14 protein-coding genes are annotated in these 12,857 nt (G+C 73.3%); 6 read left to right on the plus strand and 8 right to left on the minus strand.

Annotated features, from left to right (window positions below; genetic code table 11):
• Positions 1 to 79: 79 nt before the first annotated feature.
• The 4 genes from F4692_RS15060 (at position 80) to F4692_RS15075 (ending at position 4,215) form a co-directional block, all read left to right on the plus strand.
• A complete protein-coding gene (locus F4692_RS15060) occupies positions 80 to 1,165 on the plus strand; it encodes a carboxypeptidase regulatory-like domain-containing protein (protein ID WP_179620545.1) in 1,086 nt (361 codons plus the stop codon).
• Positions 1,166 to 1,315: 150 nt separating this feature from the next.
• The gene (locus F4692_RS15065; RefSeq protein ID WP_179620546.1) at positions 1,316 to 2,599 is read left to right on the plus strand and encodes an SGNH/GDSL hydrolase family protein; all 1,284 of its coding nucleotides are present in this window, start codon (positions 1,316 to 1,318) and stop codon (positions 2,597 to 2,599) included.
• Entirely contained in the window at positions 2,589 to 3,200 is a 612-nt protein-coding gene (locus F4692_RS15070) for a TetR/AcrR family transcriptional regulator (RefSeq protein ID WP_179620547.1), read from the plus strand. The genes F4692_RS15065 and F4692_RS15070 overlap by 11 nt, the downstream gene beginning before the upstream one ends.
• 22 nt (positions 3,201 to 3,222) lie before the next feature.
• Positions 3,223 to 4,215 (plus strand): M28 family metallopeptidase, encoded by a 993-nt coding sequence (locus F4692_RS15075; RefSeq protein WP_308645327.1) that lies wholly within the window; start codon positions 3,223 to 3,225, stop codon positions 4,213 to 4,215.
• On the opposite strand, the gene F4692_RS15080 is transcribed toward F4692_RS15075, so the two are convergent.
• Positions 4,212 to 5,369: a CapA family protein gene (locus tag F4692_RS15080; protein ID WP_179620548.1), complete on the minus strand. Its 1,158-nt coding sequence runs from the start codon at positions 5,367 to 5,369 to the stop codon at positions 4,212 to 4,214. The two genes, F4692_RS15075 and F4692_RS15080, sit on opposite strands and share 4 nt — an antisense overlap.
• Positions 5,370 to 5,453: 84 nt before the next feature.
• Between F4692_RS15080 and F4692_RS15085 the strand changes: the two genes are divergently transcribed.
• A complete protein-coding gene (locus F4692_RS15085; protein WP_179620549.1) occupies positions 5,454 to 6,008 on the plus strand; it encodes a hypothetical protein in 555 nt (184 codons plus the stop codon).
• Between the two features lie 2 nt (positions 6,009 to 6,010).
• Here F4692_RS15085 and F4692_RS15090 read toward each other — a convergent pair whose 3' ends face one another.
• The 3 genes from F4692_RS15090 to F4692_RS15100 form a co-directional block, all read right to left on the minus strand.
• A complete protein-coding gene (locus F4692_RS15090; RefSeq protein ID WP_179620550.1) occupies positions 6,011 to 6,838 on the minus strand; it encodes an EamA family transporter in 828 nt (275 codons plus the stop codon).
• Between the two features lie 50 nt (positions 6,839 to 6,888).
• Positions 6,889 to 7,365, minus strand: a complete 477-nt coding sequence (locus F4692_RS15095) for a DUF456 domain-containing protein (RefSeq protein ID WP_179620551.1) — start codon at positions 7,363 to 7,365, stop codon at positions 6,889 to 6,891.
• 103 nt (positions 7,366 to 7,468) lie between these two features.
• Positions 7,469 to 7,723 carry a DUF7455 domain-containing protein gene (locus tag F4692_RS15100; protein WP_218858638.1) on the minus strand — a complete coding sequence of 85 codons (255 nt, stop codon included), beginning with the start codon at positions 7,721 to 7,723 and terminating at the stop codon, positions 7,469 to 7,471.
• Positions 7,724 to 7,960: 237 nt separating this feature from the next.
• On the opposite strand from F4692_RS15100, the gene F4692_RS15105 reads away from it, so the two are divergent.
• Positions 7,961 to 10,033 (plus strand): DNA gyrase/topoisomerase IV subunit B, encoded by a 2,073-nt coding sequence (locus F4692_RS15105; RefSeq protein ID WP_308645328.1) that lies wholly within the window; start codon positions 7,961 to 7,963, stop codon positions 10,031 to 10,033.
• 27 nt (positions 10,034 to 10,060) lie between these two features.
• Here F4692_RS15105 and F4692_RS15110 read toward each other — a convergent pair whose 3' ends face one another.
• From F4692_RS15110 to F4692_RS15125, 4 genes are all read right to left on the minus strand, one after another.
• Entirely contained in the window at positions 10,061 to 10,492 is a 432-nt protein-coding gene (locus F4692_RS15110) for a hypothetical protein (protein ID WP_179620554.1), read from the minus strand.
• Positions 10,489 to 11,274 (minus strand): SDR family oxidoreductase, encoded by a 786-nt coding sequence (locus F4692_RS15115; protein WP_179620555.1) that lies wholly within the window; start codon positions 11,272 to 11,274, stop codon positions 10,489 to 10,491. The genes F4692_RS15110 and F4692_RS15115 overlap by 4 nt, the downstream gene beginning before the upstream one ends.
• A gap of 45 nt (positions 11,275 to 11,319) precedes the next feature.
• Positions 11,320 to 12,264 (minus strand): RNA polymerase sigma factor SigJ, encoded by a 945-nt coding sequence (sigJ, locus tag F4692_RS15120; RefSeq protein ID WP_308645329.1) that lies wholly within the window; start codon positions 12,262 to 12,264, stop codon positions 11,320 to 11,322.
• 93 nt (positions 12,265 to 12,357) lie between these two features.
• Positions 12,358 to 12,852 (minus strand): beta-class carbonic anhydrase, encoded by a 495-nt coding sequence (locus F4692_RS15125; protein WP_308645330.1) that lies wholly within the window; start codon positions 12,850 to 12,852, stop codon positions 12,358 to 12,360.
• Between the last annotated feature and the right edge of the window lie 5 nt (positions 12,853 to 12,857).

The raw sequence follows: 12,857 nt of genomic DNA on the forward strand, positions 1-12,857 counted from the left end.
CTTCGCCTGCGGCGTCGCCCCTGATCGGCTAGCCTCCGGGCAGGCGTCCTCAGGGGGAGGACATCGAGAGAGGCCGCCCGTGCTCGGTTCGTCACGTCCTGCGTCAGTCCTGCTGACCACCGTCCTGCTCGCGCTCGTCGGCGCGCTGCTCCCGGCGTCGTACGCCGGCGCTGCCGTCGGGACCGCCACCGTCCGCGGCACGGTCCTGGCCACGGGCGGCGCCCCGCTCGCCGGGGTGAAGATCGACCTCTACGAGCGCAGCGGTCCCGACGCGACCTGGGTGTCGGTCGCGACGACCTCCACCGACGTCGACGGCGACTACGTCCTCTCCGACGTCGAGCCCGGCACCTACCGCGTCGGCTTCGACGACCTCACGGGGACGTACGTGGACGAGTACTGGAGCAACTGGGGGACGATCGAGGAATCTGACGACCTCGAGGTGTCGGCCGGGGAGTCGGTCGAGAACGTCAGCGCAGTCCTGGCGCCGCCCTACGTGCCCATCGGCATCCGCGGTGCCATCACCGGCAGCGTCGGCGGCCTCCGGTCGACCGACCGGGTCAAGGTGACCGCCTACCAGCTCGCCGACGGCGCGTGGGCCCCCAGCGACTTCATCTGGACCAGCTTCGACGGCACCTACCGGCTCAACCTGAAGGCCGGCACCTACCGCATCGGTTTCACCGAGGAGAAGGCCCAGCTCGTGCCCGAGTTCTGGGACGACGCGGCCACCGTCGAGCTCGCGTCCGACATCGCCGTCGAGGAGGACACCGTCTCGCCGGGCCACGACGCCGTCCTCACCCCCGTCGCTCCGGTCGCGCCTCCTGCCCAGACCCCGGTCGCGCCGCCCGCCCAGACCCCGGTGGTCGCACCGGCCGCGCCTGCGTCGCCGCCCCTCGCGCTGACCAACGAGACGAAGCCGACGATCAGTGGCAAGGCGGTCGTGGGCAAGCGTCTGCGCGTGGCGCGCGGCGACTGGGTGGCCGCGACCCGCGTGTCGTTCACCTACCAGTGGCTCGCCGACGGACGACGGATCAAGCACGCCACGGGTGTCAGGCTGAAGGTCACCAAGGACCTCGTGGGCAAGCGGCTCAAGGTGCGGGTGACCGCCCGCACCGCGGACGCCACGGTCGTCGTGACCACCGCACGTACGCCCAAGGTGGCCGCCTGAGCGTCGGCCCCGGCCGAGCCGGGCGAGCCGCCCGCGCCCGCGACCGCGCCCACCCAGCTCGCGACGTCGCCTCTTGACGGCTCCGCCTGCCGGGAGCACGATCAGGAGACGCGAAGACTTCTTCGCGTTTCTCTCGGGAGGGACCTCACCATGCTCGGACGCCTCGCACGCGCCTCGTCGGCACTCGCCGGCGCGCTGCTCCTCACCACCGCGGCCCTGGCCGCTCCGCTCGCGCTGGCGCCGCCGGCGCAGGCCGACCCGCTGCCCCCGACCGCCGTGGCGATGGGCGACAGCTTCATCAGCGGCGAAGGCGCCGGGGCCTACACCGCGGTGACCGACCAGTCCGGTGTCCAGCAGGGCTTCCCCGGCTGGGCCGCGGACAACAGCAACCCCTACTTCTGCCACCGGTCGGCGAACGCATCGATCCAGGTCGCCTCGCTCCCCGGCATCGTCCAGCGGGTCAACCTGGCCTGCTCGGGCGCCCAGCCCGCCGACATGGCGAACGCGTCGAGCGCCCGCCCCGCCGGGCGTACGGTGGCGGCCCAGGTCGAGCAGCTGCGCCAGGTCGCGCAGACCGGCGACATCGACCTCGTCCTGCTCGGACTCGGGTCCAACAACAGCCAGTTCACCTTCGGCGGGGTCGCGGCCGAGTGCGCGGGCCGGTTCGTCGCCGACGGCTACACCGGCTGGTGGGAGGTCTGGATCCACTTCGCCAACTGGGTCACCGGGGCCGAGCTCAACGAGCGGGCCTGCAACGACGCCGACTTCGCCACGGCCGCCCAGGTCTCCGCCGCCCAGGCCGAGACGACGGCCGCGGTGCGCCAGGTGCTCGACGTGCTCGACGAGGTCGACGCCGACGGCGATCACCGCGTCGTCCTGCAGGACTACACGAACCCGCTGCCGCAGGCGTACGCCGAGCAGTACCGCACCGAGGACGGCCGCAGCGACACCCGCGACAAGTACCGCGGGCTCGTCGACGAGAGGTACGCCGCGGGCTGCCCCGCCGACATCGACAGCCTCGCGCCGGCGCACCGGTTCAGCCAGAACCTCGGCCGCCTCGTCTCGGGGGTCGCCAGCACCCTCCAGGCCGAGCGGCCCGGCGCGAAGATCACCTACCTCGACGTGCAGCGCGCCTTCGACGGCGCCCGGCTCTGCGAGAGCCCCGGCAGCCCCGGCAATGCGCTCGCCACCCCGCTGCGGGTGATGGACGGGCCGAGCGGCGTCCACGTGACGAGCTTCGGTCCCTACGACAAGTTCGACATCAAGCGGGTGACCGACACCTGCTCCGACTACTACCAGACCTGCCAGGAGTCGTGGCACCCCAACGCCGCCGGGCACCAGGTCCTCGGGCGCTGCCTCGCCGGTGCGTGGAGCGGTGCCGCCGCGCGCGTCACCTGCGTACGCACACCGGCCGGAGACGTGCTTGTCCAGTGAGCGCGCCACCCGGCGTGACCCCCAGCAGGTCCGGTCCCAGGAGACCGTGGACCGGATCCTGCTGGCCGCCGACCAGGAGATCGGCGAGCGCGGCCTCCGCGGGGCCAGCACCACCCGCATCGCCGCGCGCGCCGGTCTCTCGGTGGGTGCCCTCTACCGCTTCTTCCACGACAAGGAGGAGATCGCCGACGCCCTCGCCGCCCGCTACCTCGCGGACGTCGCACCGACCTACGCCGACGTGGTCGCCGGTGTCTCCTCGGTGGCCGACGCCGGCGGCGTGGTCGGCGAGCTGATCCACCGGGCCGCGGACCTGCAGGCACGCCACCCCGGCTACTACCGGCTCACCGAGGAGGTCGCCCCCGAGCGGACGGACTCACCGGCCCACGCCGTGCGCGAGCAGCTCATCCGGCTCTTCGCCGACTCCCTGCGCGCGGCGGGGGCCACCACGCCGGACGCCGAGCTGCACGACGTCGTCGGTCTCTGCATCGAGACCGTGCGCCACACCCTGGCCCGCCACCCGGTCGACGACCCTTCACGCCAAGCGGCGCTGACCGAGGTGGAGCGGATGCTCGGGGCGTACCTGGCCGCGCGGCTACGGTGAACGCAGGCCTGCCGTCCGCCGCGTGGTCGCCGTCGGCGCGGTGGGCGTGCTGACGCTGAGCGCGTGCACCGCCGCGGACGAGCCGCCCGCGCCCACCGCCCCGGCGGACTCGACCTCGTCGACGCGTACGTCCTCACCGTCCGACACGCCCTCGGCGGAGCCGGCGCCCGCCAGCCCCGAGCAGCCTCGCCCGGTCCGTCCCGATGACCTCGACCGCGCGACCGCGGTCCGCGCCGTCCGTCACCTCGCCGGCGTGGTCGGCCCCCGTGAGGCGACGAGCCCCGGCTTCCGCCGCGCGGCGGGCTGGGTCGAGGACGAGCTCGTCCGCCTCGGGTACGACGTCTCCCGCCAGCGCGTCGACGTGCCCGCCGGGGTGTCGTGGCAGGGTGCGCCGTTGCCACCGGGGCGTTCCGCCAACGTCGTGGCCGTCCCGGCGGGCTTCGACGCCACCGAGCCGCACCTCGTCGTGGGCGCCCACCTCGACACCGTCTCGCAGGCGCCGGGGGCCGAGGACAACGCGTCCGGGGTCGGTGTCCTGCTCGCCGCCGCCGAGGCGGTCGCCGGACGGCGTACGCGGCTGCCGGTCGTCCTCGTCGCGTTCGGTGCCGAGGAGCCGCGCGGGTCCGGTGACGACCTGCACCACTTCGGATCCCGGCACTACGTCGCGGACCTCACCCGCGCCGAGCGCCGAGCGGTGAGGGGGATGGTCTCCCTCGACAGGGTCGGTGTCGGCTCGGTCGTGCCCGTCGGGTCCGCGCTGGAGGCGGGGACGTCGGACCCGGTCCGCGGGGCGCTCGTCGCCGCCGCTCGGCGCGCCGGCGTGCCGATCGTGCCGGAGTCCGAGGAGCGGAGCAGCGACCACTGGTCGTTCGTGAGGGCCGGGATTCCGGCGGCGCGGCTGGGATCGACGCCCTACGCGGGCTACCACTCGGCGGGTGACGTCCCGGCGGTCGTGGCGCCTGCTCAGCTCGAGCGGACGGGCCGGCTGCTCCTGGCCTGGCTGGCGCCGCGCTAACCGGCCGCTCCGTCCCGGTCGGCGAGCCCGGCGCACGCCCGCAGCGACCGACGGTCCGCGCGAAAGGCACGTGCGGCAGTCCCGCCCAGCCGGGACGGGAGGCCGTCCGGTCCGATCTCGCCGGGCCACCAGTCGGCGGCGGCGACGCGGGCACGACCCGCGGGGTCGTCCGGTGGGCGGACGGTGAGGGTGAGGACGCCCGTGGGGCCGGGGGAGTACCAGGCGAAGTTGCCGAGCCCGTAGGCGACGTAGCCGTCGCCGAGGCGCCCGTCGCCCTGCAGCTCGTGCGCGTGGGAGCCGGCGACCACGTCCGCGCCGGCGTCGACGAGACGCCGGGCGAGCCGGCGCTGGTCCGGCCCCGGGCAGCGTTCGCCCTGGACGCCCCAGTGCAGGTAGGCGACGACGACGTCGGCCTCCGCGGCTGCGAGCCGCACGGCGCGCAGCAGGCGGCGCGGGTCCACCGCGTCCGCCACGCCCGGCCGGCCGCCGGTCGCGGCCCACCGCCCCGTCGGGTCGGCCGTGGGGTCCAGGTCGGCCGCCGACGCGCCGACGGTGGCGACGCGGGTGCCCCGGACGTCGTGGACGGCAGGTGCGAACGCCGTGGCGGCGTCGCGACCGATCCCGACGACCTCCAGGGCTGGCTCCGCGCGGGCCGCGTCGCGGATCGCCGCGAACGTGCTCGGCAGTCTCGCGCGGCCGAAGTCGAGGGCATGGTTGTTCGCCATCGTCGCCACGTCGACACCCGCCGCGGCGAGCGCGGTCAGCGCCTGGGGCCCGGCGGAGAAGGTGAAGCGCTTGCCCGGCTCGGGCCGCCCGCCCGAGCCGACCGAGGTCTCGAGGTTGGCGATCGTGAGGTCGGCGCTCGAGAGGACGTCCGCGACCGGACCGAGAGCCGTCCCCGGATCGCTGAGCCGGTCGGCCAGCACCCCCTCGAAGTGGACGTCGCCGACGAGGGCGATCGTGACGGGGCGCTCCAGGGTGCGCGGGGGCGTGCGCGGGGGCGAGGCGGACGACGGGCTCGGCACGGACCGTGACGGGGGCTCCGAGGTCGTCACCGGAACGGACGGGCGGTCTGTCGGGGGCGGGGAGGTGGAGCACCCGGCGACCAGCACCGCAGCCGCGAGACCGGTGCAGCTGCGCACCCACGTCCCCATGCGCTGGAGTGTGGCACGCGGCCGGGGTGTCCGCCCTCCCGAAGTGGGTGACGGCGCGGCGGCCGGGAGTGCCACACTCGGGGCATGAGAACTCGGATCTCGCTCACGGCCGTCCCCGCGCTCGTCCTGGCGGCGGCCGCCTCCGTGGTGCTCGCCGCGCCGGCGCACGCGGAGTTCTACCGTGTCGACGACCCCGCCGACGCGAAGGGCTCGCTCACCGACATCTACGGTCTCGAGGTCAACCACGGCAGCAACAACGTGCTGGTCAAGGTCCGCTTCAACGAGCTCATGCGCTCCAGTGCGGCCGGGGTGTCGGTCTTCCTCGACACCGATCGCGAGGAGAAGGGCCCCGAGTACGTCCTCAGCAGCGGCCTCGGCGACGGCACCGACTACGTCCTCACGGTGGCCGACGGCTGGCAGGGCAGCGACGACCGGGTCGACTGCGACTACTCGGCCCGCCCGAAGTGGGGCCAGGACGTCTTCCGGGCGGTGATCAGCCGCGACTGCCTCGATCGCGCGCCGTCGGTGCGCGTGTCGGTCAAGATGGTCGACGAGGGCGACGGGTCCCGGCCGGTGCGCGACTGGGCGCCGAGGCGCCAGCGGTGGAGCCTGCCGATCGGCTCCGGGCTCGGCGCCTGAGGTCAGGCGGCCGCGACCAGCCCGACCGCGATCCCGCACAGGAGCAGTCCGACGCCCTGGGAGCCGTGGATGCGCTCGCGCAGCACGACGGCCGCGAGCGCGATCGTGACGGCCGGGTAGAGCGACGTCACGACGGACGCGATGGTCAGCAGGCCCGTCTGGGTCGCGAGGAGGAACGCCGTCGCTGCGACCGTGGCGAGGACGCCCGCGACGACGCCCCACGCCTGCGAGACGTCGTACGGCCGCCACCGCCCGCCCAGGGCGACCGCGGTCGCGAGGACCGCGACGACGGACACGCCCTGCGCGACGGCGAGGGGGGCGAAGCCCGCGTCGTCGGGCACCTGGCCCATGGCCGCGAAGAGCAGGCCGAAGCCGACGCCGGCGAGCACGCCGTCGGTGATGCCGGCGGCGAGGTCGCCCGTCCCGCCCGGCTCCCGGCTGACCAACCAGATGCCGGGGACCGCCGCCGCGATCCCGAGCCACACGAGCAGGTCGGGACGCTCCCCGGTAGCGACGCCCACGACGACCGGCAGCAGGGCCGCGCCCACGGCCGAGATCGGCGCGACGACACCCATCCGGCCCGCGGCGAGCCCCCGGTAGAGGAAGGCGCCACCGGCGCCCGACCCGACGCCCGCGAGCGCGCCCCAGAGCAGGTGTGCCCGGGTGGGGTCGCCGTCGACCACGAGGGCCATGACGACGGCTCCGGCGAAGGCCGCGAGGCTGCCGACGAACGCGACCGGCCAGGCGGACGTGCGACGCGAGGCGACGCCACCGACGAAGTCGGAGAGGCCGTACGCGAGCGCGGCGGCGAGGGAGAGGAGGACGACCATGTCGGCAGGTTCGGCTGGTTCGGCGGGTTCAGTGGCGGCTGGGTGGCGGCTCAGGTCGCGACGACGCCGACGACCCAGGTGACGGTGGCGAGGAAGGCGGCGACGAGCTCGATGAGGATCGACACGCCGACCGCCTTGAGGGCGCCCACGGTGGAGGGCCAGGCCTGCGCACCGCCGAGGCGGGCCCGCTCTGCGAGGTAGACGCCGAGGACGAAGCCGATGAACATGCCGACCACGGGGACGGCGAAGAAGCCGACGAAGGCCAGGAGGGCACCGACCAGCAGGGTCCGGTTGGGGACTCCCGAGGCCTTGAGCCGGCGTCCCGGGACGAGGAACTTCACGACCGAGCCCGCGGCGAGCAGCACGGCCGCGACCGCGAACACGACCCAGGCGGTCGTCGTGCCGACCTGGACGGCCCAGACGAGGATCGCCGCCATGACCAGGATCGTGCCCGGCAGCACCGGGACGATGATGCCGACGATGCCGACGGCGATCGCGAGGGCGACGAGGACTTCGGTGAGGCTCACGGGTCACAGCCTCCCAGACGTGGCCGCAGACGCAGGACGACCCCGGAGAGCGTGTCCGGGGTCGTCCTGGAAGTCGGTGTGCGGGTGGTGCTGCGGGTGGTGCTCAGGCCTCGTCGCCCGCGGCCGGGGAGGCCGGGGTCGCGAGCTTGTGCGTCTCGTCGTGGACCGTCGCGGCGACCTCGCGGAGCTTCTCGCCGTGCTCGCGTGCGTGGTGCGCGCAGAAGAGCAGCTCGCCGCCGGCCTGGAGCTCCACACGGAGGTAGGCCTGGGCGCCGCAACGGTCGCAGCGGTCACCAGCCGTGAGGACGGCCTGGGTGGGTGCGGTGGCAGTGGTCACGTCAGCCTCATTTCTGTTCATCGGTGTCTGGCCCAACGTAGCCAGTGGGACAAAGATTCCCTGCTGTCGTTTCGCGTTCGAGAACTCTTCAAGTCAATCACGTCACACTGTTCCCCGCTGGTGTTGTCCTCAAGCGTGGACGAGCCGTTGCAGAACAGATACGTGTGCGGTGCCTCCCACGCTAGACCGCAGCGTCCACGACCGGGGGCAGGCGTGCCTCCGCCGACGCCTGGCGTGTCGCGGGTAGGTTCTCCCCTTGTGGCAGCACCGTCAGACAACACCTACAACGCCGCGCACCTGCTGGTCCTCGAGGGCCTCGACGCCGTGCGCAAGCGCCCGGGCATGTACATCGGCTCGACCGACACCCGCGGCCTCATGCACTGCCTGTGGGAGATCATCGACAACGGCGTGGACGAGGCGCTGGCCGGCGTCGCGCACCTCGTCGAGGTGACCCTGCACGACGACGGCTCGGTCGAGGTCTTCGACGACGGCCGCGGCATCCCCACGGACAAGGAGCCCAAGACGGGCCTGCCGGGTGTCGAGGTCGTCGCCACCAAGCTGCACGCCGGCGGCAAGTTCGGCGGCGGCTCCTACGTCGCGACCGGTGGCCTCCACGGCGTGGGCCTGTCGGTGGTCAACGCGCTGTCGTCGCGGATGGACATCGACGTCGACCGCTCACCCACCCAGCAGGGACTGTCGTTCCAGCGGGGCGTGCCGGGCGTGTTCGACGGTGACGGCCCCGGTGCCGGCTTCACGCCGCAGTCGGGACTGACCCGCAAGGGCAAGCGCGTGGCGAAGGGCAGGACCGGCACCAGGATCCGGTTCTGGCCGGACCGCCAGATCTTCACCAAGGACGCCCGCTTCGAGATGGACGGCCTCGTCGGCCGCGCGCGGCAGACGTCGTACATCGTGCCGGGCCTCGAGCTCGTCATCCGTGACCAGCGCTCGGGCGAGATGGTGGAGGAGAAGTTCCGCCACGACGGCGGCATCGCGGAGTTCGTCGACTTCCTCTCCCACGGCGAGCCGGTCACCGACATCCTGCGGCTGCAAGGCACCGACACCTTCACCGAGACGGTCCCGCTGCTCGACGACAAGGGCCACATGACGCCGCAGGAGGTCGAGCGCGAGCTGGCCGTCGACGTCGCCGTACGGTGGGACACGGCGTACGACACCGAGGTGCGCTCGTTCGTCAACGTGATCGCGACGCCGAAGGGCGGCACCCACGTCAGCGGGTTCGAGGCTGCGCTGACCAAGACGTTCAACGACGCCATGCGGGGCGCCAAGGTGCTCAAGGCCGCCGACACCGACGTGATCAAGGACGACGTGCTGGAGGGGCTCACGGCGGTGGTGACCGTCCGCCTGGCCGAGCCGCAGTTCGAGGGCCAGACCAAGGAGATCCTCGGCACCCCGGCGGCGCGCAGCGTCGTGCGCAAGGTGGTGGCGGGGGAGCTCAAGTCCTTCCTGACCTCGACGAAGCGCGCCGAGAAGGCGCAGGCCAAGCTCCTCATGGAGAAGGTCGCCGGGGCGTCCAAGACCAGGCTGGCGGCGCGCCAGCACAAGGAGAACCAGCGCCGCAAGAACGCCCTGGAGTCCTCCGCGCTGCCGGCGAAGCTCTTCGACTGCCGCAGCACCGACACCGAGCGCACCGAGCTGTTCATCGTCGAGGGCGACTCGGCCATGGGCACCGCCAAGGCGGCGCGCAGCAGCGAGTTCCAGGCCCTGCTGCCGATCCGCGGCAAGATCCTCAACGTCCAGAAGGCGACCGTCGGCGACATGCTGAAGAACGCCGAGTGCGCCTCGATCATCCAGGTCGTCGGCGCCGGGTCCGGACGCACCTTCGAGCTCGAGCAGGCCCGCTACGGTCGCATCATCCTGATGGCCGACGCCGACTCCGACGGCGCCCACATCCGCTGCCTGCTGGCGACGCTGTTCTTCAAGTACATGCCCGAGCTGGTGCGCGACGGGCGGCTCTACTCGGCCGTGCCGCCGCTGCACCGCATCGAGCTGTCCAACCCGAAGAAGGGGATGGACAAGTACATCTACACCTACTCCGACGACGAGCTGCAGCGCCGGCTGGCGGAGCTGAAGAAGAAGAACGTCCGCTGGAAGGACCCGGTGCAGCGCTACAAGGGCCTCGGCGAGATGGACGCCGACCAGCTGGCGGAGACCACGATGGACCCCCGCTACCGCACGCTGCGCAAGCTCACGATCGACGACGTCGACGAGGCGGCGCGGGTCTTCGACCTGCTGATGGGCTCCGACGTCGCGCCGCGCAAGGAGTTCATCGTCCAGGGCGCCTACGAGGTGGACGTCGAGGCGCTCGACGCCTAGGAGACTGGCGGTGGCGCGGCGCCGGCCTCACGGCGTCCTGGCACGCCCGCGCTCGGGCCCGAGGAGCAGGAGGGCCCCGAGCACGACCGTGCTGCCGAGGGACACCAGCTGGGCCACGACGTCGACGGCGCCGAGCCCGTCGAGGTGCAGCGCGTGGTAGCCGAGGTGCGGCACCGAGAAGACCAGCCACGCCAGCCCGACCACCCGACCGGCGACGACGGCGGCCGCTTCGGCGCGCTGGGCGGCGGCGAACGCGGTGCCGGCCGCCAGGCCGAGGTAGAGCGCCCCGACGTCGCGGACCAGGTGCTCGTTGTAGGGGCCGTCGATCGAGATCCAGATCAGGCCCAGGCCCGGGAACGAGTCGTAGAAGGACCGGGGCGCGGACGCGGCCCATCCGCCGACGTAGATCCCGATCAGCGCCGTCGCCCACAGGAGCGTACGGCGCAGGGCGAGGCTCATCGGACGGTCTCGAGCCACTGGTCGAAGGTCGTCGTGCCGTGGTCGGCGTCCGCCCCCGTGACCAGGCTCCCGTCCCGCATCGCCCTGCCGAGGGCACCCGGCAGCGGCACGGCGACGACGCGGCCGGGCCGCCCCGTCGCCGAGGCCCACCGGCGGACCATGTCGACCATGCGCTCGCGACGCGGGCCGCCGAGGTCCCGCACACGGCCGGCGGCCGGCGCGGTCGCGACGTCCACGAGCCGGTCGGCGACCTCGGCGGCGGCGACGGGCTCGGAGAGCATGCGGGGGACGACGTGGAGGGGGCCGAGCGTGACGGCGCCGTGGATCTGGCTCGCGAACTCGTGGAACTGGGTCGCCCGCAGGATGGACCAGGGCACCTCGGACGCACGGACGAGCTCCTCCTGCAGGACCTTGCCGGCGTAGTAGCCGTGGGGCGCCCGGTCGATGCCGACGATCGAGAGGGCGACGTGGTGCCCGACCCCCGCGCCCGCCTCGGCGGCAAGCAGGTTGCGCGTCACGGTGCCGAAGAAGTCACGTGACTCCGAGCTCTTCTGCGACACCTGCGAGCTGACGTCGACGACCACCTGGACGCCGTGCAGCGCCTCCTCGAGCCCGGTGCCGGCGACCAGGTCGACACCGGTGGTGCGGGACAGCACGACCACGTCGTGCCCGCGACGCCGGGCGATCTCGACGACGTGGCGCCCGACCGTGCCGGTGCCACCGGCGACGGCGATGCGTGCTGGAGGGTCGGGCTGCGGGCTGGGTGTGGGTTCGTTGCTCATACGAGGTCGACCGGGCAGGGGGCCCGGATGTGAGGTCAGGACCCGTCAGGACCCGTCCGTGTCGAGGTCGTCGTCGCGCCAGGTGCTGAGCTTGTCCGGGTTGAGGGTGACCCAGACGTGGCGGACCCGGTCGTCGAGCACCTGGAAGGTCGCGACGGCCGCCACCCCGTCGGCGCTGCGCAGGACCAACCGGGTCTCGTCACCCGTGTCCTCCAGGGTGGCGGTGAGGTCGGGCGACCTGCGGAACGCCCCGACGAGGAACCGTGCCACCCGGTCGGCTCCGACGACTGGGCGCAGCGCGGCCCTGACGCGGCCTCCGCCGTCGCTCGTCGCCACGGCGCCGGGGTCGAGCCGCGCGACGAGGGTCGCGACGTCCCCGGTGAGGCAGGCGGCCACGAACGACTCCACGACCTGACGCTGCTGCAGCGGCGTGGAGGTGCGACGACGCTCCTCCTCGACGTGCTTGCGCGCCGTCGACGCGAGCTTGCGGACCGCCTGCGACGAGCGCCCGACCATGTCGGCGATCTCGTCGAAGGGGTAGCCGAAGACGTCGTGCAGGACGAGGGCGACCCGCTCGCCGGGGGTCAACGCGTCGAGGACGACCATGAGTGCCATCGTCACCTCGTCGGCCAGGGCCGCGCGGTCGGCCGGGTCGGCGGGCGCACCCGATCCGCGCGCGATCGGGGAGCCTGCGGCGAGCGGCTCGGGGAGCCACTCGCCGACGTAGGACTCGCGGCGGTGCCGGGCGGAGTCGAGGACGTTGAGGCACACGCGGGTCATGGCGGTGGTCAGCCAGGCCGCGGGGTTGCGGATGCCCGCCTGCTCGTCCGCGGTCAGGCGGTACCACCGGACGTAGGTCTCCTGGACCGCGTCCTCGGCCTCGGCGCGGCTGCCGAGCATGCGGTAGCCGATGGCGAGCAGGCGGGCGCGCTCGTCGAGCAGCTGCGCCACGCTCTCGTGCTGCTCGTCAGGTCCACGGTTCACTGCCACGGTTCCATCCTCTCGCCGGTCGGCCACCCTCTCGACCGGACGACACGGCGGAGTGTGAGTCGAGCCTCGCCGTGGTCGACCCCACGTGCCTCCTCACACGTGCTGGGTGAGGAGTCCGGAGTCCACGTCGTAGAGGAAGCCGCCCACCTTGGTGCGCTCGCCGATCAGCGGGTGCGTGCGGACCTTGGCGACGTCCTGGCGCAGCTGGTCGAGCTGGTCGGACACGACGCCGAACGACGCCCAGCTGGCGTCGACGCCGGCGGACTCGCCGATCTTCACGCGCAGCTCCTGCTCCGAGGCCGACGCCATCGCGCAGCGGGTGTGCGGGACGACGAGGATGCGCTGCACGTTGAGCAGGTGCACGCCGAGCACCAGCGCCTCGAGCGCTTGCGGGGTCACGCGCGCTCCGGGGTTGCGGAAGATCTTGGCGTCGCCGTGCTTGAGGCCCAGCATGCCGAGGGGGTCGATGCGCGAGTCCATGCAGGTCACGAGGGCGATGCCCGCGTGGGCCTTGCCGTCGAAGCCGCCGAGGTGGAAGTCGTCCGCGAACGCGCGGTTGGCCTGGAGGAGGTCGTCGAAGTCGCTCACGCCCC

Origin of the sequence: Nocardioides cavernae (genome assembly GCF_013410035.1) — a bacterium.
Taxonomy (GTDB): Bacteria; Actinomycetota; Actinomycetes; order Propionibacteriales; family Nocardioidaceae; genus Nocardioides; species Nocardioides cavernae_A.

Coding starts and splice junctions, on each gene's coding strand:
- F4692_RS15065 (WP_179620546.1), top strand. CDS start 1,316: ATGCTCGGACGCCTCGCACGCGCCTCGTCGGCACTCGCCGGCGCGCTG.
- F4692_RS15080 (WP_179620548.1), bottom strand. CDS start 5,369: ATGGGGACGTGGGTGCGCAGCTGCACCGGTCTCGCGGCTGCGGTGCTG.
- F4692_RS15085 (WP_179620549.1), top strand. CDS start 5,454: ATGAGAACTCGGATCTCGCTCACGGCCGTCCCCGCGCTCGTCCTGGCG.
- F4692_RS15090 (WP_179620550.1), bottom strand. CDS start 6,838: ATGGTCGTCCTCCTCTCCCTCGCCGCCGCGCTCGCGTACGGCCTCTCC.
- F4692_RS15100 (WP_218858638.1), bottom strand. CDS start 7,723: ATGAACAGAAATGAGGCTGACGTGACCACTGCCACCGCACCCACCCAG.
- F4692_RS15110 (WP_179620554.1), bottom strand. CDS start 10,492: ATGAGCCTCGCCCTGCGCCGTACGCTCCTGTGGGCGACGGCGCTGATC.
- F4692_RS15115 (WP_179620555.1), bottom strand. CDS start 11,274: ATGAGCAACGAACCCACACCCAGCCCGCAGCCCGACCCTCCAGCACGC.